Below are 14,600 nucleotides of genomic sequence, written 5' to 3' on the forward strand. Positions count from 1 at the left end.
CGAGGTCAAGAGGGATACCGTCCGCGCATCGCCCGTAGATCCGACCCAATAGAGTGAAGTCCACCATTAAACGGCCAGCTACCACCACGCCTGGGCGAGCCTGAGCACCGATTCCAGCAGCGTACGGGTGTAGGGGTCGCGCGGCGCGCCGAGCACCGTCTCGACCTCGCCGTGCTCCACGATCCAGCCGGCGTTCATCACCGCCACCGCGTCGCTGACGTAACGCACCACGGCGAGGTCGTGCGAGATGAACAGCATGGTCAGCCCGAGCTCACGCTGCAGCTCACGCACCAGGTTGAGCACCATGCCCTGCACCGAGACGTCCAGCGAGGAGGTGATCTCGTCGGCGGCGGCCACGGCCGCGCCCATGCTCAGCCGGGGGTCGAGCGAGGATTAGGGGTCCTGGAAGACGAGCTGGACGGCTCGCCGGTGCGCGGGCAGGATCCACCCGGCGCTCAGCGGCGCCAGCCCGACAGTCCCCGGGCCAGCGTGGTCTTGCCGCAGCCCGACTCGCCCACCAGCCCGGTGACGTCTCCGACGGGTGTAGGGGTGGTGTGGCCTCTCGGTCAGCCGCGCGACCGGCAGGTCCTCGACGATCACCCCGGCGTACATGGCCAGCACGCGCTCGCACAGCTGGGCGACCACGGCCAGGTCGTGCGAGATCAGCAGGACCGAGGCGCCGACGCCGAGCAGCCGGGCGGCGGCAACGAAGTCACCGGCCGCCGGGCGGGTCGTAGGTCTGGACCGAGGAGATCTCGGTGTGCAGGCTGCCCGGCGAGGCCACGACGTCGAGGATCCGGGACAGGCTACTCACGCTGGCGCTCACGGCTTAGGACATACCACCCATCTCTGGTCACGTCGACGATCTCGTGCCCGCAGGCCGCCGCGCCCAGCAGGGCCTCCCGCACCGCCGAGCGCCAGCGTCGGGCGGTGGCCGGGTCGGCGGCGCGCAGCGCCAAAATGTCCTCGGGCATGGCCACGGCCAGCAGGTCGTGCTCGCCGGGGGCGGCAGCCGTACGGGCCGGGGCGGGGCCGTCCCGGCCGACCAGGACGGTGGCGGCCGAGACGTCCGGGCGCGGGCGCGGCGCCCGGTCGAGCTCCCACACCGCGTACAGCCGGTCGCTGGAGTCGCCGGCGTTGATCGCGTCGGCCATGGTGCCGTAGAAGTCGGGCAGGTAGGCGGCGACCCGCGCGCCCAGCCGGTGCACGTTGAGGTAGGCGTTGCGGGTGACCAGCGGGTCGAAGGTCCAGGAGATGGCCCGCACGCCGCGCGCCCGCGCCCACTCGCGCTGGTGCCGCTTGAGCGCCTGGCCGACGCCGCCCCTGGCGCCGGGCAGCACGCCGGTGATGTGCGAGTGCAGGTGGCCGTCGCCGGCGAAGAAGCCGATCGAGATGCCGGCCAGTTCCCCGCCCACCCGCGCGCCGGCGACGTAGCCGCCGACGTGCGCGATGGTGCGGATGAGACCGGCTTCGAGCAGCCGGGCGCCCCAGATGCGGGTGATCAGCTCGGCGGCGTCGTGGTGGTCGGCGACCGCGGTCAGCTCGCCGACCACGAGGGTCTCGGTCATCTCGTCTTGGGGGTGGCGCGGCCGCCGAAGTAGAGGTACGGCGAGCCGTCCGGGAAGGTGGTGCAGACCACGCCGCTCCACAGCTCCTCGCCGTCGCGCCGGGCGAGGTAGCGCCCCTCGCCGACCGGGACGAGCGTGTAGTGCATGGGCTCGTCGAGGTCGGCGAAGCTGCCGGTGTTCTCGTACCGCAGGCGGCCCGGGGTGACGGTGATGCGGGCGCTGGTGCGCTCGTGGACGCCGTCGTGCTCGCCGCTCCAGGCGGGCGGGTCGGCGGGCGGCTGCGGCAGCGGGCGGGGGCTGACGCCGGTCAGTTCGGGGAAGAGCCGGGCGGCCAGCGCGCGGAACAGCCCGGCGGTGTCGCCCCCGTTGGCCAGCGCCGCGACGGTGACGCCGCTGCCGGGCAGCACCCACAGCATCGCGGACTGGCCGATGGTGTTGCCGCCGTGCGACCACACCGGGACGCCGTCCCACTCGTCGAGGATCCAGCCCAGGCCCCAGTGCGAGCCGAAGCTGCCGTAGGGCAGCTCGACCTGCGGCGTGGCCATCGCCTCGACGCTCGCAGCCGACAACAGCGGCGAGTCGAGGAAGGAGCGCCCGAAGCGCACCACGTCGGCGGCGGTGGCGCAGATCAGCCCGGCGGGGCCGATCGAGCGCATGATGCCCCAGGTCGGCGTGGGTCGCTGCGGCTCGCCGGGCTCGCCGAGGTGGCCGGTGGCGGCGCGGAAGCGGATCACGTCCTCGGGCAGCGTCCAGGTGTGCGTCAGGCCGAGCGGCTCGATGAGCATCGAGCGGAGCGCGTCGTCCCACACCTGCCCGGTGAGCACCTCGACGATCCGGCCGGCCAGCACGAACCCGGCGTTGGAGTAGGAGTGCGCGGCACCGGCCGGGTGGGCGGGCGCGAGCTCGCGCACCGCCTCGGCGTAACGCGCCAGGCAGTCGTCGCCGCGCCCGGTGTCGTGGAAGAAGTCGCCGTCCACGCCGCAGGTGTGGGTCAGCAGGTGGCGTACGGCCACGCCCGGGCAGAGCCCGTCCAGCAGGCGGGCCACCGGGGTGTCGAGGGTGAGCCGGCCCTGCTCGATCAGGAGCATGATCTGGGCGGTCGTCCACACCTTGGTGATCGAGCCGATCTGGAAGATCGAGCCGGGGGTGACCTCGACCCCGGTGGCGAGGTTCAGGACCCCGGCGGCCTCCTGATGGATCTCACCGTCGTGCCAGTAGGCCAGGGAGGCGCCCGGCACCCGGAACTCCGAGCACAGCTCTGCCAGCAGCTTCGTCATGCTGGCACGCTAGGCGGGCCCGGGGCCGTCCCTCTTCGTCCGACTCGACCAACGCGCCCCGCCTTGTTAGGTGTCTGACGACAAGATTTGCCGATTCATCGGGTGTTGAGTGCTGTCATGCATGATCTCCTCCTCCGTGGCGGGACCGTCCACGACGGCCTGGGCTCCCCCGAGGTCGTGGCCGACGTCGCGATCTCCGGCGGCCGGATCACCGCCGTCACGCCGGGCGCGGCCGGGCCCGCCCGGCGCGTGCTCGACGTCTCCGGCCTGATCGTCGCCCCCGGCTTCGTCGACCCGCACGCCCACTCCGACCTCGTGCCGCTCATGCCGGACCCGCAGCCCTTCAAGCTGCTGCAGGGCGTCACCACCGAGATCAACGGCAACTGCGGCTTCTCCTACGCCCCGCACGCGCCCGCGCTGGCCGAGCTGACCGGCGAGCGGGTGCCGGAGTGGAGCTTCGCCGGCTACCTGGAGGCCGTCGCCACGGCCGGGCCGACCAACCACGTCGCCACCCTGGTCGGCCACTCCACGCTGCGCGGCGCGGTGGCCGGCTTCTCCCCCGCCCTCACCCCGGAGCAGCACGCCCGGATGCTGGAGCTGGCCGAGGAGGCGTTCGCCGCGGGAGCCTGCGGGCTGTCCAGCGGGCTGATCTACCCGCCGGGCTCCTACGGCGGCACCGACGAGCTGGTCGCCCTCGCCGGCGTCGCCCGGCGGTACGGCCTGCCGTACACCACGCACATGCGCGACGAGGGCGCGCGGCTGGCCGAGGCCTTGGACGAGGCGATCGAGGTGGCGCGGCGGGCCAGGGTGCGGCTGCAGGTCTCGCACTGCAAGGTCGGCGGGCGGGCCAACCACGGGCAGGCCGGGATGCTCCTCGGCAAGCTGCGCGCGGCCCGGGCCGAAGGGCTCGACGTGCTCGGCGACCAGTACCCCTACCTGGCCGGCTCGACCGTGCTGGCCGCGCTGCTGCCGCCGGTCGCGCTGGAGGGCGGCGCGCTGCCCGAGCGGCTCGCCTCCGCCGCCGAACGCGCCCGGCTGCGCGAGCTCACCGCCGGCACGGGCAGCGGCACCGGGCTCTGGCGGGACGCCGACCCGGACAAGGTCACCGTGATCACCCACACCCGCCCCGGCGTCGTCGGCCGGACGCTGGCCGCCCTCACACCGGCCGGCGGCGACCCGTGGGAGGCGCTGTGCGAGCTGGTGGCGGCCGACCCGGCGGCGACCATGGTGATCGAGATGATGGCCGAGCCGGACGTCCAGGAGATCATGGCCGACCCGCTGATCGGCATCGGCTCCGACAACGGGCCGCCCACCGGGCTGGAGCACCCGCGCACCTGGGGCTGCTTCCCGCGCTTCTTCGGCGCCTACGTGCGCGAGCGCGGCGTCGTCTCCTGGGCGGAGGCGGTGCGGAAGGCGACCTCGCTGACCGCCGCCCAGTTCGGGCTGCACGGCCGCGGCTGGCTCGGCGCGGGCGCGGTGGCCGACGTGTGCGTCTTCGACCCGGCCACCATCGGCCATCCCGGCACCTACACCGAGCCGTCGCTGCGGCCCACCGGCATCGTGCACGTGCTGCTGGAAGGCCATCCGGTGGTGGAGTCCGGCGAGTTCACCGGCGAACGCCGCGGGCGCGTGCTGCGCCCGCGGCGTTAGCGGTACCGGTCTCCTCGTCGGACTCCCGGCTCGCCCACCCCCGTGCGGCGAGCCGGCGGGATCAGATCGGCTCGTCGAAGGCGGGCGGGCGCGGGTCGTGCCCGGTGGCCGAGCGGACGATCTCGGTCGCCAGGTCGTGCAGCTTACGGTTGCTGCGCTGCGAGGCGGCCCGCAGCCAGGCCATGACCTGCCCGGCGTCGCACCGGCGGCGGGCCATCAGGATGCCGATCGCCTGGTCGATCACCGCCCGGCTGGCCAGCGCGTGCCGGAGCTGCGCCACCAGCTCCGCCTGCTCCGAGGCCCGCAGGGTGGCCTGGAGCAGTATCGCGGTGTGCTGGGCGGTCAGCTCGGCCGCGGCCTGGACCGCGTCGGTGAAGCCGTCACGCTGCTCGGAGTAGAGGTTTAGCGCGCCCAGGACCTGCTCGCCCGCGGCCAGCGGGTGCGAGCAGACGCTTAGAATGTCGCGTTCCAGAAAGCGGTTGGGCAGCTCACCCCAGCGGTGCTCGGCGGCCAGGTCGTTGGAGCAGACCACCCGCCCGGTGCGCATGGCCTCCCGGCACGGGCCGTCGCCTGACTCGGCCTGCATCCGGTCCAGCGACTCCACGCGCGAGTCGCTGGAGGCGGCGGTCAACCGGCCGCCGTCCTGGCCCAGGGTGAAGCCGACCATGGGGTGGGTCGGCATGCAACGCGAGGCGATGTCCGCGATCTGACGCAGCGCCTGTTCTGTACTGATCGTGTTCAGGAGCACCGCGGTCAGCTCGTGCAGTGCCTCGGCCAGACGCCCGTTCTCCTCGGACCGCTCCAGGCCGGTCATCAAGACAACCTCCTCATGTTCGGGTAACGGTCTCCTTACCTAAAGACAGCGGTTGATGCATACGTTCGGAAAGCCGCGCGTCCGTGACCCCCCTCGCCTAGACTTCCGCAGCAGTAGCCGGTCGGTTCGGAGGCGCAGCCCCGGTCGGTCCGCGCTGCCCTGGCGAGGTTTCGCTTCATGCCCCTCCTGATCACCCTGCGTCGTCTGCCCGGCCGCCTCGTGCTGGCCCTGGAAGGCGAGCTCGACCTGGTCTCCGCCCCCGCCTTGCGCGAACGCCTCGACACCGTCCTCGCCGAGCACCCCGAGCCGGACCTCGATCTCGACCTCGACCTGACCGGGGTCGGCTTCCTCGACTGCGCCGGAGCCCGCGTCATCGCCGAGGCGCTCGACCGGCTGGAGGAGCGCGGCGGCCGGCTCACCGTGCTGCGCCCCAAGCCGATCGCCCTGCACCTGCTCCAGCTCATCGGCCTGGCCCCCGAACTGCGCATCGTGGGGGCCACGCCGTACCGTGACCGAACGGTCCGCCCGGACGGCGGCCCGCGGGGCTAGCCTGGGCCCATGCCACGCACCGTGGAGACCGCGCGGATGCTCCTGCGCCCCTTCGCCGCCGGCGACGCCGACGAGCTCTTCGCGCTCGACAACGACCCCGAGGTCATGCGCCACATCAGCAAGCGGCCGGTCTCCCGCGAGGAGGTCGAGCGGGAACTGCGCTGGTTCATGCGGCCGGGCGAGTACGGCTTCTGGGCGGCCGAGGAACGGGCCGGCGGCGGCTTCCTGGGCTGGTTCCACCTGCGCCCGCGCGAGGAGGACCCGCCCGGCCACGCCGAGCTCGGCTACCGGCTGCGCCGCTCGGCCTGGGGCCGCGGCTACGCCACCGAGGGGGCGATCGCCCTGGTCGCGCTGGCCTTCGGCGAGCTCGGCGCCGAACGCGTCTACGCCGAGGGCATGGCCGCCCACACCGCCTCGCGGCGGGTGATGGAGAAGGCCGGGCTGCGCTACGTCCGCACCTTCGACGCGGGCTGGCCGGAGGTGCTCGACGGCGCCGAGGAGGGCGACGTGGAGTACGAGGCGCTGCGCGCCGACTGGCGTCCCACAGGCTGAGACGCCCGGGGTATGGAACGGGACCCCGCGGGTGTTATCGTGCCCGCTACCGCGAGGAAACGGGCAGGTCACGCATGGCAGCAGAGGATCGCCTCGCTGAGGCGTTTCTGGGCGAGACCCGGCGCTACACCAGTCACCAGGTCGCCGAGATGGCCGGGGTCCCGGTCTACCGGGCCCGGCGCTTCTGGCGTGCCCTGGGCTTCGCCAACGTGGCCGACGACGCGGTCGAGTTCACCGACTCCGACGTCAGCGCGCTCCGGACTCTGCTGTCCCTGGTCAGCGAGGGCGTCTACGACGAGGAGCACGTGCTGCTGCTGGCCCGCTCGCTCGGCCGGGCCACCGCGCGGCTGGCCGAGTCGCAGGCCGAGCTCGGCGCCGAGACCCTCGACCAGGCCGGGGTACCGCTGCACGAGCGGCCGGCCGCCTGGCGCAAGCGCGCCGCCCGGGTCGTGCCCGACCTCGAACGGCTGATGACTTACACCTGGCGGCGCAACCTGGCCGCCTCCGCCGGCCGCCTCGCCGACCAGGACACGCATGCCGTACGGCTGGCCGTCGGCTTCGCCGACCTGGTGGGCTTCACCCGCCTCAGCCGCCAGCTCACCGAGAGCGAGCTGGCCCAGCTCGTCGAACGCTTCGAGAGCCGCTCCCAGGACGTCGTCACCCTGTACGGCGGGCGGGTGGTCAAGACACTGGGCGACTCGGTGCTGTTCGTCGCCGACCGCTCGCACGACGCCGCCGAGGTGGGCCTGCGGCTGGTCGAGGCGCACCAGCGGGTGCGGCTCATGCCCGAGCTGCGGGTGGGGCTGGCGGTCGGGCCGGTCATCGGGCGGATGGGCGACGTCTTCGGCACCACGGTGAACCTCGCCAGCCGGCTGACCGCGCTGGCCAACCCGGGCACCGTGCTGGCCGATCCCGCCCTGGCCGCCGAGCTGGCCGACGACGTGGCCTTCCAGGTCCGGCCGGTCAGCAAGCTCACCGTGCGGGGGCTCGGCGAGCTCGTCCCCAGCGCGATCCAGAGATCGTAGGGTGAGAGCTGGTACAAACCGCCCAAACCAGCAGGAGCTTGCATGTCGGTCAACGAGGACCTGGCCAAGATCGCGGCACGTTACTTCCAGCAGAAGATGACCGCCGACCCCTTCACCGCGACGAGCTTCGGCATCCCCGGCTACGACGCCCTGGTCGGCGACCCCAGCCGTGACGGCGACCGCATGCGGGCCGCCGCCCTGGAGGAGACCGCGCTCGACCTGGCCGCCCTCGACCCCGCCCGACTGGAGGGGCAGGACCGGATCACCCGCTCCATGCTCGTCACCCTCGTCGAGACCGAGCTCGCCGAACTGGCCGGCGCGGCCGGCGAGGTCGGCGTCACGGCCGGCATCGCCGCCGTGCAGACCGGGGTGCTCAGCCTGCTGCCCGCCACCCCGCTGCCCACGCCCGAGCGGGTCGCCGACTACCTCACCCGGCTGGAGGGGCTTGGCGGGTATTTCGACGCGTGGCTGGAGCGCTACCGCCAGGCCGGCCGCGAGGGCCGCCACCAGACCGCGCGCGGGCTGCGCCAGGCCATCGCCCAGCTCGACGAGTACCTGGCCGGCGACCCCAGCGCCGACCCCCTCCTCGCCCCGCTCCCCGCCTCCGCGGAAGCCCTCGACGGGGGCGCCGCGGGGGGTCTTGACCGGGGCGCCTCGGGAACCGGTGACGGGGCCGCCCGCGGGGCTGCCGTGTTGCCGGCCGATCCGCGGGCCGAGGGGCAGCGCATCGTCGCCGAGATCGTCCGGCCGGCCCTGCTCCGCTGGCGGACCGCCTTCGCCGAGGAGTTCCTCCCCGTCGCCCGCGACGACGACCACGTCGGCATCTGCCACGTCCCCGGCGGCCGCGAGGCCTACCTGGCCGCCGCCCGCCAGCACACCACCACCGACCTGACCCCCGAGGAGATCCACCGGATCGGCCTCGACGTCATCGCCGCCCTCCGCGAGGAGTTCGCCGAGGTCGGCGGGCGCGCCCTGGGCCTCACCGACCCCGACGCCGTCATGGCCGCCCTGCGCGAGGACACCTCTCTCCGCTTCGAGACCGCCGAGCAGATCATCGCCAGCGCCACCGAGGCCCTCGACCGCGCCCAGGCCGCGCTCGGCGACTGGTTCCTGCCCTACGCCATCGCCCCCTGCGAGGTCCGGCCCATCCCTGAGGTGGCGGCCGAGGACTCCGTGCTGGCCTACTACTCCCCGCCCATCGCCGACGGCTCGCGGCCCGGCATCCACTGGATCAACACCTACGACCCCGCCTCGCGGGCGCGGTACGAGTACGAGGCGCTGGCCTTCCACGAGTCCGTCCCCGGCCACCACCTCCAGCTCGCCATCGGCCAGACCCTCGACGGCCTGCCCGACTTCCGGCGCTTCGGCCACTTCACCGCCTACGGCGAGGGCTGGGGCCTGTACACCGAGCGGCTCAGCGACGAGATGGGCCTCTACAGCGGTGACCTGCAGCGGCTCGGCATGCTCTCCTTCGACGCCTGGCGGGCCTGCCGCCTGGTCGTCGACACCGGCATGCACCACTTCGGCTGGTCCCGCTCCCAGGCGGTGCGGTTCATGCTGGACAACAGCGCGCTGTCCCAGGTGAACATCGACAACGAGGTCGACCGCTACATCGCCTGGCCCGGCCAGGCCCTGGCGTACATGGTCGGCCGCCTGCGCCTCCAGGACCTCCGCCGCCGCGCCGAGGACGCGCTGGGCGAGCGCTTCGACATCCGCGTCTTCCACGACAAGGTGCTCTCCAGCGGCTCGGTCCCCCTGGCCACCCTCGAAGAGATCATCACCGACTGGATCACCACCGCCTGACCCATTCTCCCGGTCCCTCGGGTCACCCGCCCCACTCCTCCGGGTGCCCCGAGGGCCGAGCGCCTCCGTCAGCCGAGGGGCGCGGTCGCCCGGAACCCGGCCAGGTCCCCCGACCGCAGGGGGGTGACCGCCCACCCCTCCTCCGCCACCGCCCCCATCGCCCGCTCCACGGCGGCCGACGGCCCGCCCGGCGTCTCGTACACCACCACCAGCCGCCCACCCGGCCGCAGCACCTTCCGCAACACCGCTATCTCCCGCGCCGGCGACCGCGTCCAGAACAGATTCACGTTCACCGCCAACGCCTTGTCGAACCACCCCCCACCCCCTGCCTCCCCCTCATCCCCGAGCTCCCCCGCCAGCTCTGCCACCTCCGCGACCACGAACCGAGCCCGCGCATCCCGCACCCGCCGCCGAGCCCGCTCCACCTGGGTCCCCGACCGATCCACCCCCACGACCACCCCGTCCCCCAGCCGCTCCAGGATCAGCTCCACCGCCACCCCGCCCCCGCACCCGACCTCCAGGACCCGCTCCCCCGGCCCCACCTCCAGGCACTCCACCGCCCACCGCAACCGCTCCGGAATCGCCATGGACCACCTCTAACACACCCGCCGCCCAGGGACCTGTGAAACCGTCGCCGGCGAGGTCTACAGTGGCTAGCGTGGCCCCGGTTATGACGCGCCGACGGCCCTGACGAGTGCGGGCACCTCCCAGCCGCTTGCCCCGGCCCAGAGGTGCCTGCCTCACCTCACCTGAGCCCGGCCATCGCCAGATAGACCATGACGAGCGCCGCCACGCAGAAGGCGGACCCTGCGAGGAGGACCAGCGCCACCCGCAGGACCTGGCCCGGCAGCAAGGTCACGCAGCCGATGCTCGGCGAAGCCCTCGGGCTGAGCCCGGCGAGCATCTCGGTCTGGGAGTCGGTCAGCAATCCCGCCGTCCCGCCCGCTGGTCATCTCCGCACCTACGCCGCGATCTTCGCCACCCCGCGCTCCGTGCAGGGGCGGGTGATCCGCCCCATCCCTCCCGCCGACCTCACCCCCGAGGAGGCCAGGCGGTACGGCGAGCTGGAGCGGGAACTGCTGGAGCTGCACCGCGCCGCCACCGGGCAGCGGAGCGCCTCCGGGCCGCGGGCCGCCGCGGCGGTCGACCCGTGGGAGTTCGCCGACGGTGGAGCTGTGACCATCGTCTGCGGCGGGCTATCGGCCAAGCTCCGCGAACGCATGCCGTACACCGACCCGGACGATCCCGACTACACCGACCTCTACTCCTGGGCCGACCCCGACTCGCTGGTCGAGCTGTACGGCCACATCCGGGAGCACAATCCCGGCTCGACGGTGAACTACCGGCGTTCGGGGCACCTCGCCTCGGACGACTACGCCTCGCATCTGGTCCTGCTCGGCGGGCCCGACTTCAACGACGAGACGCGCAAGGTGCTGCGCAGGATGCCGATGCCGGTCACGCTGGAGTCGAGCCGGGCGACCGAGGAGGGCCCGTACTACGAGGTCCCGGGCGCGGGCCGGCACCATCCCGTCCTGATCGAGGAGGGCAGCGTGCTCCTGGAGGACGTGGCGTGCTTCTACCGCGGGCCCAATCCCTACAGCCCGGATCGGACGCTGACGATCTGCGCGGGCATCTACGGCCGGGGCACCTTCGGGATCGTGCGCGCGCTGACCGATCCGTCGCGGCGGCAGGGCAACGCCCGTTTCCTCGCCGAGCGTTTCGCCGGGCAGCCGGCGTTCGGGCTGCTGTCGCGGGTGCTGGTGGAGGACAACCGGACGCTCACGCCCGACTGGACCCGCCCGGAGTTCCGCCTGCACGAGTGGCCCGGCTGACCCGGGAACAGGCCGCTGGAGATGGGCGCGGCGTTGCGCCCATCTCGGCACTCGTCACCGCAGTCCGGCCATCGCCAGGGAGATCGTGAGCAGCGCCGCGACGCAGAACGCGGAGACGGCGAGAAGGACCAGAGCGGTCTTCAGCAACGTGGCGACGGTCCGGGTCAGGCTCCGGAGGGACGCGAGCGTCACCCAGATAAAGAATGCGGCTATTAATGCTAGAAATCCCACTTTGTCCGTATGGGCCGCGGACAACTCCTCCGTCATGACGAGGACGGTGCGAAGTTGCAGAACGGACGCTATGTTAAGCATGCGACTCCTGAAGGTTGTGACGCGCCGATGGAGTCCGGCCGCGGCCTCATCCGTCTCCGGATTGCCCTGAGTGCCGCAGCGCGGTGGGGTGTCTGCTCGCGTCGTGCCCCTGCCTCGCCTGGAGGCGATCGCGCCGCCGCCGTGCCGTTCGCTACAGAGTTCATTTTAACCCCGATTGAAATTCTGGAATTTCCAAAAATCACACCTGATTTCAGATCGAGGCATTCCCGTGCGGGGGTAGGCTAACCACCACGGCTCGCAGGAAATCCCGATCGTGCGTTCACCGGCACTTCCTCCGGGCTGACGACCTGGTGCTTCTTCAAAGAGTTGAGTGAACATCAGCGAGTTTCAAATGGAACTTTGAAGTTCGGAGGTGCGGGCGTCATGGTCAAGCGCGAGCTGGCCCACGAACTCCGTCGGCTGCGCACCGAGCACTGGCCGGGCAAGAGGATCAAGCAGGACGTGCTGGCGAAGGCGCTCGACGTGCGTTCCTCCAGCGTGTCGATGTGGGAGTCGCCGCGGAGCACGTCGGTCCCGCCCGTGCGGAGGCTCGAGGACTACGCCCGGATCTTCTGCACGGACCGCTCGTTCAACGGCGACAGCCTGCGGGTTCTCGACGACCGGGAGCTGACCTCCGGCGAGCGGGCGGAGATGGAGCGGCTGCGCAAGCACCTGCTCGGGCTGCGCCCGGAGGCCCAGCGGCAGGCGCACGCGGCCTCGGAGGCGCCGTTCCCGGGAGCCGACCCCTGGGTGTTCACCGACGGCAAGCCGATCACCATCGTCACCGCCGAGATGCCCGCCGACCTGCGGCCGGTCGCGGAGTACAGCTCCCCCACCAGCCCGCACTACGTGGAGTCCTACCGCTACGCCGACCTCGACGCGATGTTCGAGCTGCACGGCCACATCCGGGCGGCCAACCCGGCCAGCCACGTGACGCGGTGCACCCACACCATGCTCACCGCCGACCTGCTGGCCCACCACCTGGTGCTGCTCGGCGGCGTGGACTGGAACCAGACCACCACCGACGCGCTGACCCGGATCAAGCTGCCCATCCGGCAGGTCAACGACTGGGACGGGCCGCAGGGGCCGTACTTCGAGGCGGACGGCGAGCGCCACCATCCCAGAACGGCCGGCGACGCGCTGGTGGAGGACGTCGCGCTCTTCTACCGGGGGCCGAACCCGCTCAACAAGGAACGCACCCTGACCATCGCGAACGGCATGTACGGCAGAGGCACCTGGGGCGCGGTCCGCACGCTCACCGACGCCGAGTTCCGGGAGCGCAACTCCGCCTACATCCGCGAGCGCTACGCCGGCTGCACCGAATTCGCCATCCTCACCCGCGTGACCTTCGTTCAGGGCGAGGCCATCACCCCGGACTGGACCATCGAGTCCTCTCGCCTGTTCGAATGGCACACACCATGACCTCCGACGCCACCCCGCTGCACCACGGAAGCCACCGCCACCTGCTGCTGGCGCTGGACGCACCCGTGGGCACGGCCCGGGTCGACGCCATCGTCGTCCCGACCGTCCGCAACCCCCTGTCGCTGCGGCACGCCGTGGAGGTCGCCGGCGAGCTGGGCTGCCCGCTGGTGCTGCTGTGCAGCGGCCGATATACCAGCGCGGCTCTCGCGCACTGGTACTACCGCGACAGCGCCCCGGAGATCATCGCGATCGACGTCCCGGACCAGCGGCTGCTCAACCTCCCGTCCTTCGCCACCTCGCGGCTGCTCGCCCGCACCGCCGGAGGCCGGTTCCAGCGCCATTCCGACACCTCCGCCAAGCGCAACCTCGCGCTGCTGCTGGCCCGGCTGCTCGGCTGGAAGCGCCTGGTCTTCCTGGACGACGACATCAAGATCGGCGCACCCGACGACCTGCGCCGGGCCGCCGGCCTGCTGGACGTCTACAGCGCGGCGGGGCTGAGCGTCGGCGGCTTCCCCGACAACTCGGTGGTCTGCCACGCCAACCGGCTGCTGGGCGGGCGGCAGGACTCCTTCGTGGGAGGCGGGGCGATGGCCGTCGAGACCACGCGCACCGTCTCGTTCTTCCCCGACATCTACAACGAGGACTGGTTCTACCTGCTGGACGGCAAGGGCCTGCAGCAGCTCGCGGTCACCGGGAAGGTGCTCCAGGACCCCTACGACCCCTTCCGCACGCCGCAGCGCGCCCGCGGCGAGGAGCTCGGGGACGTGCTGGCCGAGGGGCTGTTCTGGCTGCTCGACGAGAACAAGCCGATCACCGAGGCCGACGAGGCGCACTGGAGGATGTTCCTCGGGCTGCGCCGCAGGTTCCTGGACGACCTGCTCGCGCGGCTGCGCGCCCGCTACCCGTCGACCCCGGAGCAGGCGCGGATGGAGGAGGCGCTCAAGGCGTCGCGAGGCCGCCTGGAGCTCATCGCCCCGGACCTCTGCGTGACCTACCTGCAGGCGTGGGAGGCCGACCGGCAGCGGTGGGCCCGCTTCCTCAAGCACCTGGCACCGATCCCGGCGGGGCTGAGCCGGAAACGGACCATGCACCTCGCGGTCAGCCGCCTCTTCACCGCTCCCCTGCCGCAAAAACCCCTGTATCACTCCATAGGCCACCAAATCCCGCAAGTGCCGTCAAACCCTGCCAAAGCGCACGAGCCTGCCTTGGTGTGACTTGACAGACTTCGCCGCTGAACTTGTGACCTCGGGGCGGGCCTGCCCAAGGTAGGTGTCATGCGTCACGTCCGCATCGCCGAGGCCGAGGAGGACGATCTTCCCTCTCTGGTCGACGCACTGGGACAGGAGCACTACTTCGCCACGCAGCTCGCGCGCCAGCGCGACGGGCACGGGGTGCTGCTCGTGGCACTGGACCGGTTCACCCCGGTCGGGGACGTGTACGTGTGGCTGGCCGAGGCCGAGGAGCCCGAACTGCGGGACGGGCTGGCCGGGGTGCCGCTGCTGGTGCATCTGGAGGTGGCGCCGCGGCATCGGGGGCGGGGCATCGGCACGCGGCTGGTGCTGGCCGCCGAAGAGGTGGTACGGCGGCGCTGCGGGCGGGTGGCGCTGGGCGTCAGCCCGCAGGACCACCGGGTGCACCACTTCTACCAGCGGCTGGGCTATCGGGCGTGGCGCTGGGAGCCGGTGCGGACGCATCGGGAGAGCTGGGACGAGCAGGGGCGGCTGCTCAGGGAGCCGGACCTGTGCCGGGTGCTGATCAAGGATCTGCCGCCCCGGTCGGTCGAAGGGGCGCTCTGA

Annotated in this window: 16 protein-coding genes; 9 read left to right on the top strand and 7 right to left on the bottom strand. The window is 72.4% G+C overall.

Annotated elements, in window-relative coordinates:
• Nucleotides 1-78: 78 nt before the first annotated feature.
• From AB0I67_RS29160 to AB0I67_RS29175, 4 genes are all read right to left on the bottom strand, one after another.
• Nucleotides 79-369 carry an ABC transporter ATP-binding protein gene (locus tag AB0I67_RS29160; protein WP_357929619.1) on the bottom strand — a complete coding sequence of 97 codons (291 nt, stop codon included), beginning with the start codon at nucleotides 367-369 and terminating at the stop codon, nucleotides 79-81.
• 86 nt (nucleotides 370-455) lie between these two features.
• On the bottom strand, nucleotides 456-518 hold the full coding sequence (locus AB0I67_RS29165) for a hypothetical protein (RefSeq protein ID WP_357929926.1): 63 nt from the start codon (nucleotides 516-518) through the stop codon (nucleotides 456-458).
• A 288-nt stretch (nucleotides 519-806) separates the two neighbouring features.
• Nucleotides 807-1,568 carry a GNAT family N-acetyltransferase gene (locus AB0I67_RS29170; protein ID WP_357929622.1) on the bottom strand — a complete coding sequence of 254 codons (762 nt, stop codon included), beginning with the start codon at nucleotides 1,566-1,568 and terminating at the stop codon, nucleotides 807-809.
• Nucleotides 1,565-2,845: a serine hydrolase domain-containing protein gene (locus AB0I67_RS29175; RefSeq protein ID WP_357929625.1), complete on the bottom strand. Its 1,281-nt coding sequence runs from the start codon at nucleotides 2,843-2,845 to the stop codon at nucleotides 1,565-1,567. The genes AB0I67_RS29170 and AB0I67_RS29175 overlap by 4 nt, the downstream gene beginning before the upstream one ends.
• Before the next feature lie 117 nt (nucleotides 2,846-2,962).
• On the opposite strand from AB0I67_RS29175, the gene AB0I67_RS29180 reads away from it, so the two are divergent.
• A complete protein-coding gene (locus tag AB0I67_RS29180) occupies nucleotides 2,963-4,495 on the top strand; it encodes a D-aminoacylase (protein ID WP_357929628.1) in 1,533 nt (510 codons plus the stop codon).
• Between the two features lie 61 nt (nucleotides 4,496-4,556).
• Here the strand turns inward: AB0I67_RS29180 and AB0I67_RS29185 are convergent, their stop codons facing one another.
• Complete coding sequence (locus AB0I67_RS29185; RefSeq protein ID WP_357929929.1) at nucleotides 4,557-5,309, bottom strand: GAF and ANTAR domain-containing protein; 753 nt, start codon at nucleotides 5,307-5,309, stop codon at nucleotides 4,557-4,559.
• Nucleotides 5,310-5,486: 177 nt separating this feature from the next.
• Here AB0I67_RS29185 and AB0I67_RS29190 point away from each other — a divergent pair, with 177 nt between their 5' ends.
• The 4 genes from AB0I67_RS29190 (at nucleotide 5,487) to AB0I67_RS29205 (ending at nucleotide 9,238) form a co-directional block, all read left to right on the top strand.
• On the top strand, nucleotides 5,487-5,858 hold the full coding sequence (locus AB0I67_RS29190) for an STAS domain-containing protein (protein WP_357929631.1): 372 nt from the start codon (nucleotides 5,487-5,489) through the stop codon (nucleotides 5,856-5,858).
• A gap of 9 nt (nucleotides 5,859-5,867) precedes the next feature.
• On the top strand, nucleotides 5,868-6,410 hold the full coding sequence (locus AB0I67_RS29195; RefSeq protein ID WP_357929634.1) for a GNAT family N-acetyltransferase: 543 nt from the start codon (nucleotides 5,868-5,870) through the stop codon (nucleotides 6,408-6,410).
• 74 nt (nucleotides 6,411-6,484) lie between these two features.
• Nucleotides 6,485-7,435 carry an adenylate/guanylate cyclase domain-containing protein gene (locus tag AB0I67_RS29200; RefSeq protein ID WP_357929636.1) on the top strand — a complete coding sequence of 317 codons (951 nt, stop codon included), beginning with the start codon at nucleotides 6,485-6,487 and terminating at the stop codon, nucleotides 7,433-7,435.
• Between the two features lie 42 nt (nucleotides 7,436-7,477).
• Nucleotides 7,478-9,238 (top strand): DUF885 domain-containing protein, encoded by a 1,761-nt coding sequence (locus tag AB0I67_RS29205; protein WP_357929639.1) that lies wholly within the window; start codon nucleotides 7,478-7,480, stop codon nucleotides 9,236-9,238.
• Nucleotides 9,239-9,306: 68 nt separating this feature from the next.
• Here the strand turns inward: AB0I67_RS29205 and AB0I67_RS29210 are convergent, their stop codons facing one another.
• Nucleotides 9,307-9,825: a methyltransferase domain-containing protein gene (locus AB0I67_RS29210; RefSeq protein ID WP_357929642.1), complete on the bottom strand. Its 519-nt coding sequence runs from the start codon at nucleotides 9,823-9,825 to the stop codon at nucleotides 9,307-9,309.
• 279 nt (nucleotides 9,826-10,104) lie between these two features.
• Here AB0I67_RS29210 and AB0I67_RS29215 point away from each other — a divergent pair, with 279 nt between their 5' ends.
• Nucleotides 10,105-11,070, top strand: a complete 966-nt coding sequence (locus tag AB0I67_RS29215; RefSeq protein ID WP_357929644.1) for a hypothetical protein — start codon at nucleotides 10,105-10,107, stop codon at nucleotides 11,068-11,070.
• Nucleotides 11,071-11,124: 54 nt separating this feature from the next.
• Here AB0I67_RS29215 and AB0I67_RS29220 read toward each other — a convergent pair whose 3' ends face one another.
• Entirely contained in the window at nucleotides 11,125-11,262 is a 138-nt protein-coding gene (locus AB0I67_RS29220; RefSeq protein ID WP_357929646.1) for a hypothetical protein, read from the bottom strand.
• A 480-nt stretch (nucleotides 11,263-11,742) separates the two neighbouring features.
• On the opposite strand from AB0I67_RS29220, the gene AB0I67_RS29225 reads away from it, so the two are divergent.
• From AB0I67_RS29225 to AB0I67_RS29235, 3 genes are read left to right on the top strand one after another with little or no spacing between them, the layout of a single operon-like run.
• Nucleotides 11,743-12,804, top strand: a complete 1,062-nt coding sequence (locus AB0I67_RS29225; protein ID WP_357929649.1) for a hypothetical protein — start codon at nucleotides 11,743-11,745, stop codon at nucleotides 12,802-12,804.
• Nucleotides 12,789-14,018 carry a hypothetical protein gene (locus tag AB0I67_RS29230; RefSeq protein ID WP_357929652.1) on the top strand — a complete coding sequence of 410 codons (1,230 nt, stop codon included), beginning with the start codon at nucleotides 12,789-12,791 and terminating at the stop codon, nucleotides 14,016-14,018. The genes AB0I67_RS29225 and AB0I67_RS29230 overlap by 16 nt, the downstream gene beginning before the upstream one ends.
• 60 nt (nucleotides 14,019-14,078) lie before the next feature.
• Nucleotides 14,079-14,600: a GNAT family N-acetyltransferase gene (locus AB0I67_RS29235; RefSeq protein WP_357929655.1), complete on the top strand. Its 522-nt coding sequence runs from the start codon at nucleotides 14,079-14,081 to the stop codon at nucleotides 14,598-14,600.

This window comes from Nonomuraea sp. NPDC050310, assembly GCF_040655795.1.
Taxonomy (GTDB): domain Bacteria; phylum Actinomycetota; class Actinomycetes; order Streptosporangiales; family Streptosporangiaceae; genus Nonomuraea.

Excerpts from the sequence above, each read along its gene's own strand:
- AB0I67_RS29175 (WP_357929625.1), bottom strand. The coding sequence starts at position 2,845 with ATGACGAAGCTGCTGGCAGAGCTGTGCTCGGAGTTCCGGGTGCCGGGC.
- AB0I67_RS29195 (WP_357929634.1), top strand. The coding sequence starts at position 5,868 with ATGCCACGCACCGTGGAGACCGCGCGGATGCTCCTGCGCCCCTTCGCC.
- AB0I67_RS29185 (WP_357929929.1), bottom strand. The coding sequence starts at position 5,309 with ATGACCGGCCTGGAGCGGTCCGAGGAGAACGGGCGTCTGGCCGAGGCA.
- AB0I67_RS29230 (WP_357929652.1), top strand. The coding sequence starts at position 12,789 with ATGGCACACACCATGACCTCCGACGCCACCCCGCTGCACCACGGAAGC.
- AB0I67_RS29215 (WP_357929644.1), top strand. The coding sequence starts at position 10,105 with ATGCTCGGCGAAGCCCTCGGGCTGAGCCCGGCGAGCATCTCGGTCTGG.
- AB0I67_RS29210 (WP_357929642.1), bottom strand. The coding sequence starts at position 9,825 with ATGGCGATTCCGGAGCGGTTGCGGTGGGCGGTGGAGTGCCTGGAGGTG.
- AB0I67_RS29200 (WP_357929636.1), top strand. The coding sequence starts at position 6,485 with ATGGCAGCAGAGGATCGCCTCGCTGAGGCGTTTCTGGGCGAGACCCGG.
- AB0I67_RS29190 (WP_357929631.1), top strand. The coding sequence starts at position 5,487 with ATGCCCCTCCTGATCACCCTGCGTCGTCTGCCCGGCCGCCTCGTGCTG.
- AB0I67_RS29180 (WP_357929628.1), top strand. The coding sequence starts at position 2,963 with ATGCATGATCTCCTCCTCCGTGGCGGGACCGTCCACGACGGCCTGGGC.
- AB0I67_RS29160 (WP_357929619.1), bottom strand. The coding sequence starts at position 369 with ATGGGCGCGGCCGTGGCCGCCGCCGACGAGATCACCTCCTCGCTGGAC.
- AB0I67_RS29235 (WP_357929655.1), top strand. The coding sequence starts at position 14,079 with ATGCGTCACGTCCGCATCGCCGAGGCCGAGGAGGACGATCTTCCCTCT.
- AB0I67_RS29170 (WP_357929622.1), bottom strand. The coding sequence starts at position 1,568 with ATGACCGAGACCCTCGTGGTCGGCGAGCTGACCGCGGTCGCCGACCAC.
- AB0I67_RS29205 (WP_357929639.1), top strand. The coding sequence starts at position 7,478 with ATGTCGGTCAACGAGGACCTGGCCAAGATCGCGGCACGTTACTTCCAG.